Origin of the sequence: Microbacterium sp. NPDC057658 (genome assembly GCF_042799975.1) — a bacterium.
Lineage (GTDB): Bacteria > Actinomycetota > Actinomycetes > Actinomycetales > Microbacteriaceae > Microbacterium.
In genome coordinates, this window is record NZ_JBHVHT010000001.1 from 1,330,807 (window position 1) to 1,345,965 (window position 15,159).

Below are 15,159 nucleotides of genomic sequence, written 5' to 3' on the forward strand. Positions count from 1 at the left end.
AGTGGTATCGTGGGTTGATGGATACCACCTTCGTCGCTCCGATGGGAGACCGCGGCCGTCTGGTGATTCCGGCTGAGCTGCGCGCGCGGCAGCACTGGGATCAGGGCGTTCCCCTCCTGATGATCGAAGCGGAGGGCGGCGTCGTCCTCCTCACTCGCGAACAGGCGAAGGCGCTCATCCGCAGTCAGCTCGAGGGGCAGAGCGTCCTGGAGGCTCTGCTCGCCGAGCGCCGCGCGGCCGCTGCGCAGGACGACGCGGCGTGACGGTCCTCGACGCGTCGGCTGTGCTGGCATTCCTTCAGGACGAGCCCGGTGCCGCCCGCGTGGAGCAGGCTCTCGATGGCGGCGTCATCGGTGCGGCGAACTGGTCGGAGGTGGCCCAGAAGGTGCGCGCCGCCGGGGCCGACTGGGGCATCGCCTCCGGACTCCTCCTCAGCTATCGTCTGACGATCGAGCCCGTCTCGCATCGCGACGCGGAAAGGGCGGCAGCGCTCTGGGCCCGGGGCACCGGGCTCTCTCTCGGAGACCGGTTGTGCCTGGCGCTCGCCGAACGGATGGACGCGGCGGTGCTGACCGCGGACCGGGCATGGGGCGACGGCGGGCGCATCGAGCAGCTACGACCGTAGCTCGTCCCGGTCGTCGCGAAGCCCTGCGGACTGATAGCCTGGTCGGCTCGCTGTCCGCGGGCGGAAGGACGGCCACGCCTGTGGGGTACATCGACGCATCCGGAGTCTCGCTGACGCTTCCCGATGGCAGACCGCTTCTCGACGAGGTGTCGTTCCGTGTCGGGGCGGGCTCGACGAGTGCTCTCATCGGACCGAACGGTGCCGGGAAGACGACGCTGCTGCGGATCATCCGCGGCGAGCAGCCGGCCGACGACGGGGTCGTGACCATCGACGGCGGCCTCGGCGTCATGGACCAGTTCGTCGGACACGGCGAGCCGGGCCAGACCGTGCACGAGCTGCTCGTGCGGGTGGCTCCCACCCGCCTCCGTGCCGCCGCGGAGGCGCTGGAGGCCGCGGAGAACGCCCTCATCGACCGCGACGAGCACGACACCCAGATGGCCTACGCCTCCGCGATCGCCGAGTACGCGGATGCCGGCGGCTACGAGCACGAGACCGTGTGGGACCAGTGCACCGTGGCGGCGCTCGGCGTGCCGTTCGAGCGGGCGCGCTACCGCGAGCTCACCTCCCTCTCCGGCGGCGAGCAGAAGCGGCTCGCCCTGGAAGCGCTGCTGCGCGGCCCGGACGAGGTGCTCCTGCTCGACGAGCCGGACAACTACCTCGACGTGCCGACCAAGCGATGGCTCGAGGAGCGGCTGCGCGCCACCGACAAGACCGTGCTGCTGGTCTCGCACGACCGCGAGCTCCTCGCCAGGGCCGCCGATCGTCTGATCACGCTGGAGCCCGGCGCGGCGGGGTCGACCGCCTGGGTGCACGGCGGGAGCTTCGCCACCTATAACCAGGCGCGCACCGATCGGATGGACCGGCTCGACGAGCTGCGCCGACGGTGGGACGAGCAGCACGAGAAGCTCCGCGTCCTCGTCGCGAACCTCAAGGTCAAGGCGTCCGCGAACGACGGCTTCGCGTCCCGCTACCAGGCGGCGCAGACGCGGCTGCGGAAGTTCGAGGAGGCGGGCCCGCCCGAGGAGCGGCCCCCGGCGCAGGAGTTCGACATGCGCCTCCGCGGCGCCAGGACCGGCAAGCGGGCCGTCGTCGCGGACCGGCTGGAGCTGACCGGCCTCATGCGTCCGTTCGACACCGAGATCTGGTACGGCGACCGCCTCGGCGTGCTCGGCTCCAACGGCTCGGGCAAGTCGCACTTCCTGCGGCTGCTGGCCTGCGGCGGCACCGACCCGGACCCGTCCCTCGGGCACGTGACCGCGGTCGCGGAGGAGCTCCGTCCCGTCGCGCACACGGGGCGTGCGGTGCTGGGCGCCCGCGTGGTGCCGGGGCTCTTCGCGCAGACCCACGCGCATCCGGAGTTCGTCGGCCGCACCCTGCTCGAGATCCTGCACCGCGGGGACGACCTCCGAGACGGGATGCCCCGCGACGCGGCGAGTTCGGCGCTGGACAGATACGGCCTCGTCCGCCAGGCCCAGCAGCCGTTCGAATCGCTCTCCGGCGGACAGCAGGCGCGGTTCCAGGTGCTCCTGCTCGAGCTCTCCGGCGCGACCCTGCTCCTCCTCGACGAGCCCACCGACAACCTCGACCTCGAGTCGGCCGAGGCGCTGGAGGAGGCGCTCGGACGCTTCGAGGGCACCGTGGTGGCGGTCACGCACGACCGGTGGTTCGCGCGCTCCTTCGACCGGTTCCTCGTGTTCGGCACGGACGGCGAGGTCTACGAGTCCGACGAGCCGGTGTGGGACGAGCGGCGGGTGGCGCGTGCGCGCTGACCGCCGCGGAGGCCGCCGGGTGCCGGGTAGGCTGGACGGGTGACCATGGAGATCGAGCTCGGCCGAGGAAAGCGCGCGCGTCGCGCGTACACGTTCGACGACATCGCGGTGGTGCCCTCGCGGCGCACGCGCAACCCGGAGGACGTGTCCACCGCGTGGACGATCGACGCCTTCGGCTTCGAGATCCCGGTGCTCGGTGCGCCGATGGACTCGGTCGTCAGCCCGCGCACCGCGATCATGCTCGGGCAGCTCGGCGGTCTGGGAGTGCTCGACCTGGAGGGGCTCTGGACCCGCTACGAGGACCCAGAGCCGCTGCTCGCCGAGATCGCGGGCCTCGCGGAGGACCGGGCGACCGTGCGCATGCAGGAGCTCTACTCCGAGCCCATCAAGCCCGAGCTCATCACCCGCCGCCTCGCCGAGATCCGGGAGGCGGGCGTCACCGTCGCCGGCTCCCTCACTCCGCAGCGCACGCAGGAGTTCTACGACACCGTCGCCGCGGCCGGGGTCGACCTGTTCGTCATCCGCGGCACGACCGTCTCCGCGGAGCACGTGTCGAGCGTGGCGGAGCCGCTGAACCTCAAGAAGTTCATCTACGATCTCGACGTTCCGGTGATCGTGGGCGGAGCGGCGACCTACACCGCGGCGCTCCACCTCATGCGCACCGGCGCGGCCGGCGTGCTCGTGGGCTTCGGCGGCGGTGCGGCGTCCACCACCCGTGCCACTCTCGGCATCCACGCCCCCATGGCGACCGCGGTGTCGGATGTGGCGGCCGCGCGTCGGGACTACCTCGACGAGTCCGGCGGGCGCTACGTGCACGTGATCGCCGACGGCGGCGTCGGCACCTCGGGCGACATCGTGAAGGCGCTCGCCATGGGCGCCGACGCGGTCATGCTCGGTGTCGCCCTGGCCCGTGCCACGGACGCCCCCGGACAGGGGTTCCACTGGGGTCCCGAGGCACACCACCCCAAGCTCCCGCGCGGACGACGCGTCGAGGTGGGCGGCATCGGAACGCTGGAGGAGATCCTCTACGGCCCCGCCCCGGTCGCCGACGGCACCGCGAACCTCATCGGCGCGCTGCGCAAGTCGATGGCCACCACCGGATACTCCGACCTCAAGGAGTTCCAGCGGGTGGAGGTCGTGCTGGCTCCGTACGAGGCCTGAGGTCTCCGCATCACCGTGACCGCACCTGCTCCCTTCCCGCCGACCCTCCGTGAGGTCATGCTGCGGGGACGCTGGATCGCGATGCTGCTGCTGTGCCTGGTCGTCGCCGGCGTGTTCGCCTGGCTCGGCCAGTGGCAGCTGGAGCGGGCGATCGAGACCGATCCTCCGGCGCCGGGGGCGACCGAGCAGGTCCGACCGCTCGACGAGGTCGTGGAGCCGGGGGAGTACCTGCCCGAGCCCCTCGTCGGACAGCGCGTGGAGACCGAGGGCGTCTGGATCCCCGGAGACTTCCTCGTCGTGGGCAGCCGCTTCAACGACGGCGCCGAGGGGTACTGGGTCACCGGTCAGCTCCGCGTCGACGAGCGCGTCTCGCTGGCGGTGGCGATCGGCTGGGCGCCGGATCGCGAGGCCGCCGATGCCGCGGTGGAGCGCCTCGAAGCCGAGGCGGACGGCGGCGTGGTCCCCGTCGCGGGTCGCATCATCTCGGATGAGGGGCCGGCGGTGCCTCCGCGCTCGGATCCGGAGCAGATGGACCGGATGTCGCCGGCCGCTCTCCTGAGCCGCTGGCACGACACCGAGCAGCTCGACGTCTACCGTCCCTACCTGACCGCCACGACCGCGACCGCGGGACTCGTGGACATCGCCTCCCCGGCGCCCGACGAGCAGTCGCCGGTCAACTGGCTCAACGTGTTCTACGCCGCCGAGTGGGTCATCTTCGCCGGCTTCGCGTTCTACCTCTGGTACCGCCTGGCGAAGGACGCCTGGGAGCGCGAGGTGGAGGAGTTCGACGAGGCGCAGGGCTCCGCGGCTCCCTGACACCCGCTGCGCATCCGCGCGTCGGATGCTGCGCTTCTGCGCGTCGGGTCGGCCCGGTGTGAACCTTCGTCAGGGGGTGTCGCGGCCATTCGGTGAGCGCTCGGTGACCAATGGGAAAACTCCGTTGAGGATGTCTGAACCGCTCCGTATGCTCGCTCCATGTGCGCACGCTGGGAGTTCCCGATGTGTGCGATGACAGCGTCCTGAGCAGCGCCGGAACACGATCGAGGAGACAGCACCGATGATGTCCGCTCCTGAGCACGGGGAGACCCTGACCCCCGTCTCGCACCGCAGAATCCGAGGGCGCGTGGGCGCTCTCGCCGCGACGTGCGTCGCCGCCCTGAGCCTCGGCTCGCTGGTGGCCGCGCCCGCGTCGGCGAACACCGACGGCACCGGGGTGGTGATCAACGAGGCGTATCTGTCCGGCGGCAGCGCCGGGGCGGCGTTCACGAACAAGTTCGTGGAGCTGTACAACCCGACGACGGCGCCCGTCACCCTGGACGGCCTGTCCCTGCAGTACCGCTCCGCGACCGGGACCGGCGCCTTCAACGGCGTCGCACCGCTGAAGGGGACGATCCCCGCGGGCGGCTACTTCCTCGTGCAGGGGAACAGCAACGGCACCAACGGCGCCGCCCTCCCGACCCCCGACGCCACGACGACGCTGAGCCCGAGCGGCACCAACGGCACGCTGGCCCTCGTCGAGGGCACCGCGGCGGTCACCCTGACTCCCGGCTCGACGGTCGGCGTCGACGGCGTGATCGACCTCCTCGGCTACGGCACCTCGAACACCTTCGAGACGGCGGCCGCCGCCGCCCCCACGAGCAACACCGACGTCCGGTCGCTGAACCGCACGGACGGCGCGGACGCGGACGACAACAAGACGGACTTCGCGCTGTCGGCGACCATCACCCCGCAGAACTCCGGCGGCACCGATCCCGGCACCGACCCGGGCGAGGAGCCGGAGACGGAGCCCACGACCGCCACGATCGCCGAGGTCCAGGGCACCGGCGACGTCTCGCCGCTGGCCGGACAGCGCGTCCGCGTCGAGGGCGTCGTCACCGCCGATCATCGGACGGGCGGCTACAAGGGCATCGTGATCCAGACGCAGGGCTCGGGCGGCGAGACCGACGCGACTCCCGGCGCCTCGGATGGCGTGTTCGTCTTCCTGAACGCGCTCGCGCCCACGCTCGAGATCGGCGACCTCGTCTCGGTGACCGGCACCGTGAGCGAGTACTACGGCCAGACCCAGATCGCTCCCGCCGCGGTGGCCGACGTCTCCGTCGTCACCGCCGGTGTGGGCGTGCCGGCCCTCACGCCGCTCCCGGACACCGTGCGCGGTGCCGACCGCGAGCAGTACGAGAACATGTACGTCGCCCCGACCGGCACCTACCGGCTCGCGTCGAGCCACCAGCTGTACAACTACGGGGCGCTGTGGCTGAACGCCGGCGACGACCTCAACGTCAAGAGCACCGAGACCACGCGTCCCGGGGCCGACGCGGCCGCCATCGCGGCCGAGAACCGCGCCAACCGCATCCTGCTCGACGACGCCTGGTCCATCCAGGTGACCAACAACGGCCACCCGGGCCAGCAGCCGTACTTCACGGAGGACACGGTGGTCCGCAACGGCGACACCGTCGACTTCGGGTCCAACGGCTACGTGCTCCAGTGGGGCTTCGACGACTGGCGCCTGCAGCCTGTCGTCCCGATCGACGACGCCTCCCCGGCGGAGCGCAAGGTCACCTTCGAGCCGACGAACCCGCGTCCCGAGAAGGCCCCCGAGGTGGGCGGCGACGCGCAGGTGGCGTCGTTCAACGTCTACAACTACTTCACGACGCTGAAGAGCGAGAACGCGGACGCCCGCGGTGCGGCGAACGCCGCCCAGTTCGCGATCCAGAAGTCCAAGATCGTCTCGGCCATCAACGGCCTCGACGCGGAGATCGTGGCGCTGATGGAGATCGAGAACTCGGTCAAGCTCGGCAAGCCCGTCGACACCGCCCTGAAGGACCTCGTCGCCGGCCTCAACGCCGACGCGGGCGCGGACGTGTGGGACTACGTGCGCACGCCCAAGGCGCTGCAGGACCCGGCGACGACGGACTACATCACCAACGCGATCATCTTCAAGAAGGACGCCGTCAGCACGGTGGGCGACAGCGCCACCGTCACCGACGAGTCGGTGTGGGGCAACGCCCGCGAGCCGATCGCGCAGGCGTTCGACATCGACGGCCGCGTCGTCACCGTCGTCGCCAACCACCTGAAGTCGAAGTCCCCGCCGCAGGGTGCCGGCGCGGAGCCGGCCGACGGCCAGGGATTCTTCAACGCCGACCGGGTGAAGCAGGCGCAGGCCATCCTCGCCTTCACGGATGAGCTGACCGAGAGCAGCGGCAGCAGCGACATGCTGCTGATCGGCGACTTCAACGCCTATGGGCAGGAAGACCCGATCGACGTGTTCACCTCGCAGGGGTGGAGCGACGTGGCCGCCGACAAGGCCGCAGGGCAGTACACGTACACGTTCGACGGGGAGCTCGGCTCGCTCGACCACGTGATCGCCTCGCCGTCGCTCGTCTCCTCGATCACGGGCGCCGGTGTGTGGGGCATCAACTCGCCGGAGTGGAGCGACCGCGGCTACGCGTTCGGCGCCACCGAGGAGGGCACCCCGTACCGGTCCAGCGACCACGACCCGATCCTCGTCGGCGTCTCCTCGGAGGTCCCGCCGGTGAACATCGACGTCGTGACGGTGAACGACTTCCACGGCCGTATCGAGGCCGACGGGGCCGCGGCCGGCGCCGCCGTGCTCGCGGGGGCGGTGCAGCAGTTCCGTGCGGCGAACCCGAACACGATCTTCGCCGGAGCCGGCGACCTCATCGGTGCGTCGACGTTCACCTCCTTCATCAACGACGACAACCCGACCATCGACGCGCTCAACGCCGCCGGCCTGGACGTGAGCGCCGCGGGCAACCACGAGTTCGATCAGGGCTGGGAAGACCTGCGCGACCGGGTGCAGGAGCGCGCGGACTGGGAGTACATCTCCTCGAACGTGTTCCTCACGGAGACCGGTGAGCCCGCGCTCGCCCCGGCGTGGGTCAAGGAGCTCGACGGCGTGCGCGTCGGCTTCGTGGGCGCCGTCACGGAGGATCTCGACTCGCTCGTCTCGCCCGAGGGCATCGCGGATCTCGAGGTGCGCAGCATCGCCGACTCGGTGAACGCCGTGGCCGACGACCTGCGTGACGGGGATCCGGCCAACGGCGAAGCGGACGTCGTGATCCTGCTCGTGCACGAGGGTGCGGAGAGCACCGCGCTGTCCGCGATCACCGAGGACTCGCCGCTGGGCGAGATCGTCTACGGAGTCGACGACGACGTGGACGCGATCGTCTCGGCGCATACGCACCTCGCCTATAACCACGTCATCGACGGCCGACCGGTCGTCTCGGCGGGGCAGTACGGCGAGAACCTCGGCCTCATGAACATCCAGGTCGACCCGAAGACGAAGGAGCTGCTCTCGATCACCAACGAGATCAAGCCCCTCACGTCCGCGGGCAAGCCGCTGTACCCGGCGGTGCCGGAGGTGCAGGCCATCGTCGATAAGGCGAAGGCGGAGGCCGACGTGCTGGGAGCGGTGAAGGTGGGCGACATCACCGCCGACTTCAACCGCGCGCGGCAGACCAACGGCTCCGAGAACCGCGGTGGTGAGTCCACCATCGGCAACTTCGTCGCCGACGTGCAGAAGTGGTCCACGGGTGCGGACATCGCTCTCATGAACCCCGGTGGCATCCGTGCCAACCTGACCTACGCGTCGAGCAACCCCGAGGACCCCGACGGCAACGTCACCTATCGGGAGGCGGCGACCGTCCAGCCCTTCGCCAACACGCTCGTCACGCTGACCCTCACCGGCACGCAGCTGAAGGGTGTGCTGGAGGAGCAGTGGCAGCCCGCCGGATCGGCCCGACCGTTCCTCAAGCTCGGCGTCTCCGAGGGTCTGGTCTACACGTACGACCCGACGGCGGCCGCGGGTTCGCGGATCACCTCGATCACGCTGAACGGCACCGCGATCGACCCGAACGGGGAGTACACGGTGGCGGCGAACTCCTTCCTCGCGGCGGGCGGCGACAACTTCGCCACCTTCAAGGAGGGGGCGGGCAAGCGGGACACCGGCAAGATCGACCTCCAGTCGATGGTCGACTGGTTCGACGCGAACAAGACGGCCTCGCCGGACCTCGCCCAGCGTGCGGTCGGTGTGACCGTCAGTCCGGCGGACGCCGACGGCTACCGCGCCGGCGACCAGGTGACGGTCTCGCTCTCCTCGCTGGCGTTCAGCGGTGGTGAGGCGGCGCCGGGAGCGGTCACGCTGTCGCTCGGCGACACCCAGCTCGCGGCCGGCACGGTCGACCCGACCATCGTGGACACCACCGACGAGGGCGGCCGCGCCACCCTCACCTTCACGGTGCCGTCCGGGGTGTTCGGTGAGCAGCAGCTCACGGTCGAGGTCCCGGCGACGGGCACGACGGTGCAGGTGCCGTTCACGATCGCCGGCGAGGAGGAGTTCGCGGGGACCATCGCGCTCGGCTCGTCGAAGGTGGCCGCGGGCAAGAAGCTCGACGTCACGGGCAAGGACTACCAGCCCGGCGAGACGGTCACGGTCGAGCTCCGGCCGAAGAAGGGCCAGGGCGTCCAGGTGGGCACGGTGCAGGTCCGTCAGGACGGCACGTTCAGCACCTCGGTGACGGTGCCGAAGAACGCCCAGCCCGGGAAGTACACCGTCGCGGTGGCTCAGGCCGACGGGGACGAGGCCACGGCCACGGTCACCGTCAACCGCGCCGGCGGCATCGGCGGGATCATCAAGGACATCGTCGACTGGCTGTGGGACCTCCTGACCGGATGGTTCTGATGCCGATCGGCGGATGACGAGGCGGAGGCCGTCGGGGAGACCCGGCGGCCTCCGTCGTTTCCGCGGGGTCGGGGCGTCGCCCGCCGCCGACTAGACTGGGGGCATGCCCGAACCGAAAGTCGCCAGCTTTCCGGCGATCCGCGGTGCGCTGAAGTTCTACCAGATCGCGTCGATCATCACGGGAGTCATGCTGCTCCTGCTGCTCGCCGAGATGGTGCTGAAGTACACGCCGATCCACCTCGAGCTCTTCGCCGGAGGATCGGGCGGCCCGCTCTGGTTCGCCGGCGTCATCGCGGGGCCGGACTGCCAGTGGTGGTCGCTGTTCGCGCCGTGGACGAACTCGTGCGAGATGACCTCCCTCGGGGACGGCTTCAACATCTCGCTGTTCATCCTCGTCGCCCACGGCTGGTTCTACGTCGTCTACCTCTTCGCGTGCTTCCGCATGTGGAGCCTGATGCGCTGGCCGTTCCGCCGGTTCATCCTCCTCGCGCTCGGCGGTGTCATCCCGCTGCTGTCGTTCTTCATGGAGGCGATCGTCGCCCGTGAAGTCAAGACCTATCTCGCCACCCGGGAGGCCGCCGAGGCCTCCGCGATCGCCCCGGAAGGTGTCCGTTGACCGAACAGTCCGAGACCCAGCAGCGCCCCGCGCTCGTCGTCGACTTCGGCGCCCAGTACGCGCAGCTCATCGCCCGCCGCGTCCGCGAGGCCGGCGTCTACAGCGAGATCGTGCCGCATACCGCCACGGCGGAGGAGATCGCCGCCAAGAACCCCGTCGCGATCATCCTCTCCGGCGGACCTTCGTCGGTGTATGAGGAGGGCGCGCCGAAGCTCGACCCGTCGGTCTTCGACCTCGGCGTCCCCACGCTCGGCATCTGCTACGGCTTCCAGTACATGGCCCAGACCCTCGGCGGCGAGGTCGCGCACACCGGCCTCCGCGAGTACGGCGCCACGGATGCCGTCATCTCCGGTGACGGCGGCACGCTGCTCAGCGGGCAGCCGACCGAGCAGAACGTGTGGATGAGCCATGGCGACCAGGTCGCGAAGGCACCGGAGGGCTTCGAGGTGCTCGCGACGACGGAGGCCACGAAGGTCGCCGCCTTCGCGAACGAGGAGCGCGGCTTCTACGGCGTGCAGTGGCACCCGGAGGTCAAGCACTCGGATCACGGTCAGCGCGTGCTCGAGAACTTCCTCCACAAGGGTGCGGGCCTCGCGTCCGACTGGAACCCCGACAACGTGATCGCCGAGCAGATCGAGCGCATCCGCGAGCAGGTCGGCGACGCCCGGGTCATCTCCGCGCTGTCCGGCGGCGTGGACTCCGCCGTCTCGACCGCTCTCGTGCACAAGGCCATCGGCGACCAGCTCACGGCCGTCTTCGTCGACCACGGTCTCCTCCGCAAGGGCGAGCGCGAGCAGGTCGAGAAGGACTACGTCGAGTCCACCGGTGTGCGGCTCATCACGGTCGACGCCGCGGAGACCTTCCTCGGTCACCTCCAGGGCGTGACCGACCCCGAGGAGAAGCGCAAGATCATCGGCCGCGAGTTCATCCGCGCGTTCGAGAAGGTGCAGCTCGACCTCGTGGAGGAGGCGAAGGCCGACGGCGGCGCCCCGGTGAAGTTCCTCGTGCAGGGCACGCTCTACCCGGACGTGGTGGAGTCGGGCGGCGGTGCGGGCACCGCCAACATCAAGTCGCACCACAACGTGGGCGGTCTTCCGGACGACCTCGACTTCGAGCTCATCGAGCCGCTGCGGGCCCTGTTCAAGGACGAGGTCCGCGCGATCGGCCGCGAGCTCGGCATCCCCGAGACGATCGTCGGGCGCCAGCCGTTTCCGGGGCCCGGTCTCGGCATCCGGATCATCGGTGAGGTCACCGCTGACCGCCTCGAGATCCTGCGTGAGGCCGACGCCATCGCCCGCGAGGAGCTGACCAAGGCCGGGCTCGACCAGGAGATCTGGCAGTGCCCGGTCGTGCTCCTCGCCGACGTGCGCTCGGTGGGCGTGCAGGGCGACGGCCGCACCTACGGCCACCCGATCGTGCTGCGTCCGGTCTCCAGCGAGGACGCGATGACCGCCGACTGGACCCGTCTGCCGTACGACGTGCTCTCGAAGATCTCGAACCGGATCACCAACGGTGTCCGCGACGTCAACCGGGTGGTGCTGGACGTCACGTCGAAGCCGCCGGGGACGATCGAGTGGGAGTAGGGGGCGCGATGCCCCCGGTCTCGGCACCGGTCCTCCCGGACGCCGAGTACCTGGTGCTGTCCAGCCGTCTGATCCCCGGGCTGGACGGCGGGTACACGATCGCGACACTCGCGCGAGCCCGGCTGCTCGCCGGAGCGGGCGCCGGCGAGGGCCGGGGTCCGCAGCTGCTGACCTTCGATCCGGGGACGATCGCCGATCACGCCGAGCATCGCCGCGTGTTCGCCGACCGCGGCGCGCTTGCGGACCCGGATCGTCTGCGGAACCTCTTCGACGAGGCCGTCGCCCCGGAGGGCGGAGCCGCCGCCTGGCTGCGAGACGCGGCTGATGACGCGGTGACGGCCGACCCCGACGTGGAGTACCGGGTGCTCGCGGACCCGGAGGGTCGTCCCTTCGTGGCCCTCCCGGTGATCCCCGGCGACCCGGACTGGCACCTCACGGACGAGCCCGTCCTCGTCCACGACGAGAGCGGTGCGGTCGTCGGGGCGTTGCACGGCTTCCGCGGGCTCTACGGTGCCTGGCTCGACCACGTCGCGGCGGCGCTGGGCGACCGGCCGATCGTCGTGATCTGCGAATCGCGTCAGCTCGGCGAACTGGTCGCCGACTGGGACGACCCGCGCGTGCGCATCCTGCACCCCATCCACACCATGCACGTCGAGGCTCCCTACACGCCGGACGCACCCATGAACACGCTCTGGACGCGGTGGTTCCGCCTGGCCGACCGCTTCGACGCGGTGATCTGGCCGACGGCCACGCAGCGCGACGACGTGGTGGCGCGATTCGGCTCCTCCGCGAACCACGTCGTGGTGCCGAACCCCATCGAGCCCGTGGAACGTCGGGAGAGTCTGCGCGAGGACGGCCTCGTCGTCGTGCTGGGCCGACTCGCGGCGGGCAAGCGCGTCGACCACGCGATCCGCGCCTTCCTGGCGGCGGACGTGCCGGGCACCCGGATGGAGATCTGGGGCACGGGTGCGGAGGAGCAGCGGCTGGCGGCGCTGATCGCCGAGCTCGACGGCGCCGACCGCGTGCGGCTCTGCGGGTACACCGCCGATCCGGCGACCGTGCTCGATCGTGCGTCCGTCCTGGTGACCTCGACCGCGTTCGAGGGACAGCCGCTCGGCGTGGTCGAGGCGCTGCTGCACGGCACCCCTGTGGTGTCGTACGACGTGCGGTACGGCATCCGCGATGTGCTCGGCGCCGGCGGAGGTGTGCTCGTGCCCGCCGGTGACGTCACGGCGCTGGGGGAGGCCCTGCGGGACCTCCTGACCGATCCGGACCGGCTCGCGGCGCTCCGCGCGGAGGCGCCGCTCGTCGCGGCGGCGTGGAGCCCGGCGCGCTCCGTGGAGGCGCTGACCGCGACGATCGCCGCGGCCGTCCGCGCTCCCTCGCGGCGCTGACCGTCCGCGACCCGGTCGACCGCCGGGGAGTCGCGGACGACGCCCCGGCGGTCGACGGTCCTATCGCGTGCGCCGCCGGAAGGCGGTCACTCCGACCGTGACGGCGCCGGCGGTCAGCAGCAGTCCGCCCAGGAGCAGCGCCATCATCGGGACATCGCCGCCGGTCGCGGCGAGGTCGCCGCGGTCGCCGCGCGACGCGCCGCCGACGGGAGAGGCGGCGGCGTCATCGTCACCCCCGGAGTCCGGGTCCTCCGGCGTGCCGGGATCGGTGGGATCCGTCGGAGTTCCCGGATCGGTGGGATCCACCGGCTCGTCCACCGCGACAGCCACCGGCGCGCTCTCGACGGCGGCCGCGTCCAGCGCGGTCACCACCCAGGTCTCCGTCGCGGCGCGCGCGGCGGCCGGGGCCTCGTCGGCGGGGAGGGGGAAGCGGAACGACGCCGCACCGCCTGCCCAGACCGTGTCGACCAGCGCGCCCGGGGTGGTGACGATCTGCGCCGGATCGCCGGTACCGCGATAGATCGCATACTGGCGGGCCTCCCGCGCGTCGCCGGCCTGCCAGCGGAGCTCGCCGTCGACGACCTCGGGGGCCACCGGGGCGGCCACCTGTCCGTCCGAGAGCCAGGGCTTGGCCGGAACGAGCGTGGGGTGGGCGAAGGCCTCGCCCTCGAGGAGCTCGATCGCGGTGTTCTTCGCCTCGTGCTTGGGCTGCTGATCCGCGGGCAGAGCGGCCAGGTCGCTCGGCTTCATGTCGTTGTAGCTGAACAGGACGCTGCCCTCGATGCCGTCGAGCTTCTGGTTGTACCGGATCTGATTCGGCACCTCTTCCGGATTCATCCAGGCCTGCTCCCAGCCGCCGTTGTTGACGTGCTTGTAGAGCGCATGCCCCACGTAGACCTGGGTGCGGCTGCCGGCGGCCACGTCGCTCCACCACTGCGCCAGCTCCCCGTACGGGGCGGCCGCCTGATCGAAGCTCCAGTAGATCTGCGGCACGATGTAGTCGATCAGCTCGTCCTGCACCCACCCGCGGGTGTCGGCGAAGACCGCCTGACTGTACGTCTGCGACGAGCTCGTCGGCGTGTGGGATCCGGCCGGGTCGAGCGCCTCGTGCTCCCAGATCCCGAACGGGCTGATACCGAGCTGCACGGCGGTGCCGCGGGCCGCGTTGCCGGCGTCGATCGCGTCGCCGACGAGGGTGATCAGACCCGTGATGTTGTCGCGCCGCCACGCCTCGATGCCGGCGACGGTGTCGGGATAGCCCGCCGTGAGGCCGAACTCCTCGAACGTCGCCCGGTCCTCGCCCTGCGCGCCGAAGAACACGTTCTGACCGTCGACGGTGATCCGGTACGGGTAGAAGTAGTCGTCGAAGTGGATGGCGTCGACGTCGTAGTTCTCCGTGATCTCGGCGACGGTGGCCGCGACGTACGCGGGGACCTCGGGCTGGCCGGGGTCGAGGAACAGCTTCTCCTCGAAAGACAGGACCCAGTCGGGGTGCTGCACGGCGAAGTTGTCGTCGGCGAGGATGCCGGCGTCGTTCAGTGCCGCGATGTACTGCGGGATGGAGAGTGCCTTCACCTGGTCCGCGGTGAGGCCGAGGGCGGTGAGGATCCCCGGCGAGGTCATCTTCGCGTTGGTCACGCGATAGGGGTTCAGCCACGCGTGGAACTCCATGCCGCGGGCATGGGTGGCCTCGACCATGCGCTGCAGCGGGTCATAGCCGGGATCGGCGCCCTGGGCGCCGGTGAGGAACTCGGACCACGGGTTGAGCGCCGACGGGTAGTAGGCGTCCAGCAGCGGACGCACCTGGAAGATCACGGCGTTCATGTTCCAGGAGGCGAAGTCGTCGAGCACCGTCGCGTAGCGGGCGTCGAAGTCCGCCGCGTCGGCGGGTTTGCCGAAGTTCAGGTTGCCGATCGTCCCGACCCAGGCGCTGGAGAAGCGGCGGTTCTCCGGCGTCAGCGTCGTGGGGATGGCGACCTGCTCGCCGGATCCCGGATAGGTGTGCACGGGCTCCGTGCCGTAGCCGTAGGTGCCGGAGGCGTCCTTGACGTACCGGGTCAGCGGCTCCTCGTCGGGGGCCGCTCCGGCGGTCGTGGGGAGCGCCAGCAGGAGCAGGGCAGCCGCGGCGGTGGCGGCGATGCGTCTCTTCATCGAGTCCTCGTTCGATCTGGAAAAGAATTTCCACTGAAAGGGGTTGAACTGAAACTCTATGCCGATGTGGCTCTCGGCAGAAGACCGGGAGGAATTTTCGCCCCGATGTCGATCTCCGCCGTTCCCGTTCGACGTCTGTGATGAGAGGGTCGAGGAACGGCC

The 15,159-nt window shown here is 70.7% G+C and carries 10 protein-coding genes; 9 read left to right on the forward strand and 1 reads right to left on the reverse strand.

Annotated elements, in window-relative coordinates; genetic code table 11:
* Window positions 1-17 precede the first annotated feature (17 nt).
* The 9 genes from ACFU8V_RS06380 (at window position 18) to ACFU8V_RS06420 (ending at window position 12,846) form a co-directional block, all read left to right on the forward strand.
* The gene (locus ACFU8V_RS06380) at window positions 18-263 is read left to right on the forward strand and encodes an AbrB/MazE/SpoVT family DNA-binding domain-containing protein (RefSeq protein ID WP_025103743.1); all 246 of its coding nucleotides are present in this window, start codon (window positions 18-20) and stop codon (window positions 261-263) included.
* Window positions 260-625, forward strand: a complete 366-nt coding sequence (locus tag ACFU8V_RS06385; protein WP_025103744.1) for a type II toxin-antitoxin system VapC family toxin — start codon at window positions 260-262, stop codon at window positions 623-625. Before ACFU8V_RS06380 ends, ACFU8V_RS06385 begins: the two co-directional genes overlap by 4 nt.
* 80 nt (window positions 626-705) lie before the next feature.
* On the forward strand, window positions 706-2,394 hold the full coding sequence (locus ACFU8V_RS06390) for an ABC-F family ATP-binding cassette domain-containing protein (RefSeq protein ID WP_025103745.1): 1,689 nt from the start codon (window positions 706-708) through the stop codon (window positions 2,392-2,394).
* Between the two features lie 45 nt (window positions 2,395-2,439).
* A complete protein-coding gene (locus ACFU8V_RS06395; RefSeq protein ID WP_025103746.1) occupies window positions 2,440-3,555 on the forward strand; it encodes a GuaB3 family IMP dehydrogenase-related protein in 1,116 nt (371 codons plus the stop codon).
* Window positions 3,556-3,612: 57 nt separating this feature from the next.
* The gene (locus ACFU8V_RS06400) at window positions 3,613-4,371 is read left to right on the forward strand and encodes an SURF1 family protein (protein WP_085606918.1); all 759 of its coding nucleotides are present in this window, start codon (window positions 3,613-3,615) and stop codon (window positions 4,369-4,371) included.
* 241 nt (window positions 4,372-4,612) lie between these two features.
* Entirely contained in the window at window positions 4,613-9,253 is a 4,641-nt protein-coding gene (locus ACFU8V_RS06405; RefSeq protein ID WP_378869850.1) for an ExeM/NucH family extracellular endonuclease, read from the forward strand.
* Between the two features lie 103 nt (window positions 9,254-9,356).
* The gene (locus ACFU8V_RS06410; protein ID WP_062635876.1) at window positions 9,357-9,869 is read left to right on the forward strand and encodes a DUF3817 domain-containing protein; all 513 of its coding nucleotides are present in this window, start codon (window positions 9,357-9,359) and stop codon (window positions 9,867-9,869) included.
* Window positions 9,866-11,452 carry a glutamine-hydrolyzing GMP synthase gene (guaA, locus tag ACFU8V_RS06415; protein WP_378869853.1) on the forward strand — a complete coding sequence of 529 codons (1,587 nt, stop codon included), beginning with the start codon at window positions 9,866-9,868 and terminating at the stop codon, window positions 11,450-11,452. Before ACFU8V_RS06410 ends, guaA begins: the two co-directional genes overlap by 4 nt.
* A gap of 8 nt (window positions 11,453-11,460) precedes the next feature.
* Window positions 11,461-12,846, forward strand: coding sequence for a glycosyltransferase (locus tag ACFU8V_RS06420; RefSeq protein ID WP_378869856.1), 1,386 nt, complete (start codon window positions 11,461-11,463; stop codon window positions 12,844-12,846).
* A gap of 60 nt (window positions 12,847-12,906) precedes the next feature.
* On the opposite strand, the gene ACFU8V_RS06425 is transcribed toward ACFU8V_RS06420, so the two are convergent.
* Complete coding sequence (locus ACFU8V_RS06425; protein ID WP_085606870.1) at window positions 12,907-14,997, reverse strand: glycoside hydrolase family 10 protein; 2,091 nt, start codon at window positions 14,995-14,997, stop codon at window positions 12,907-12,909.
* Window positions 14,998-15,159: the final 162 nt, after the last annotated feature.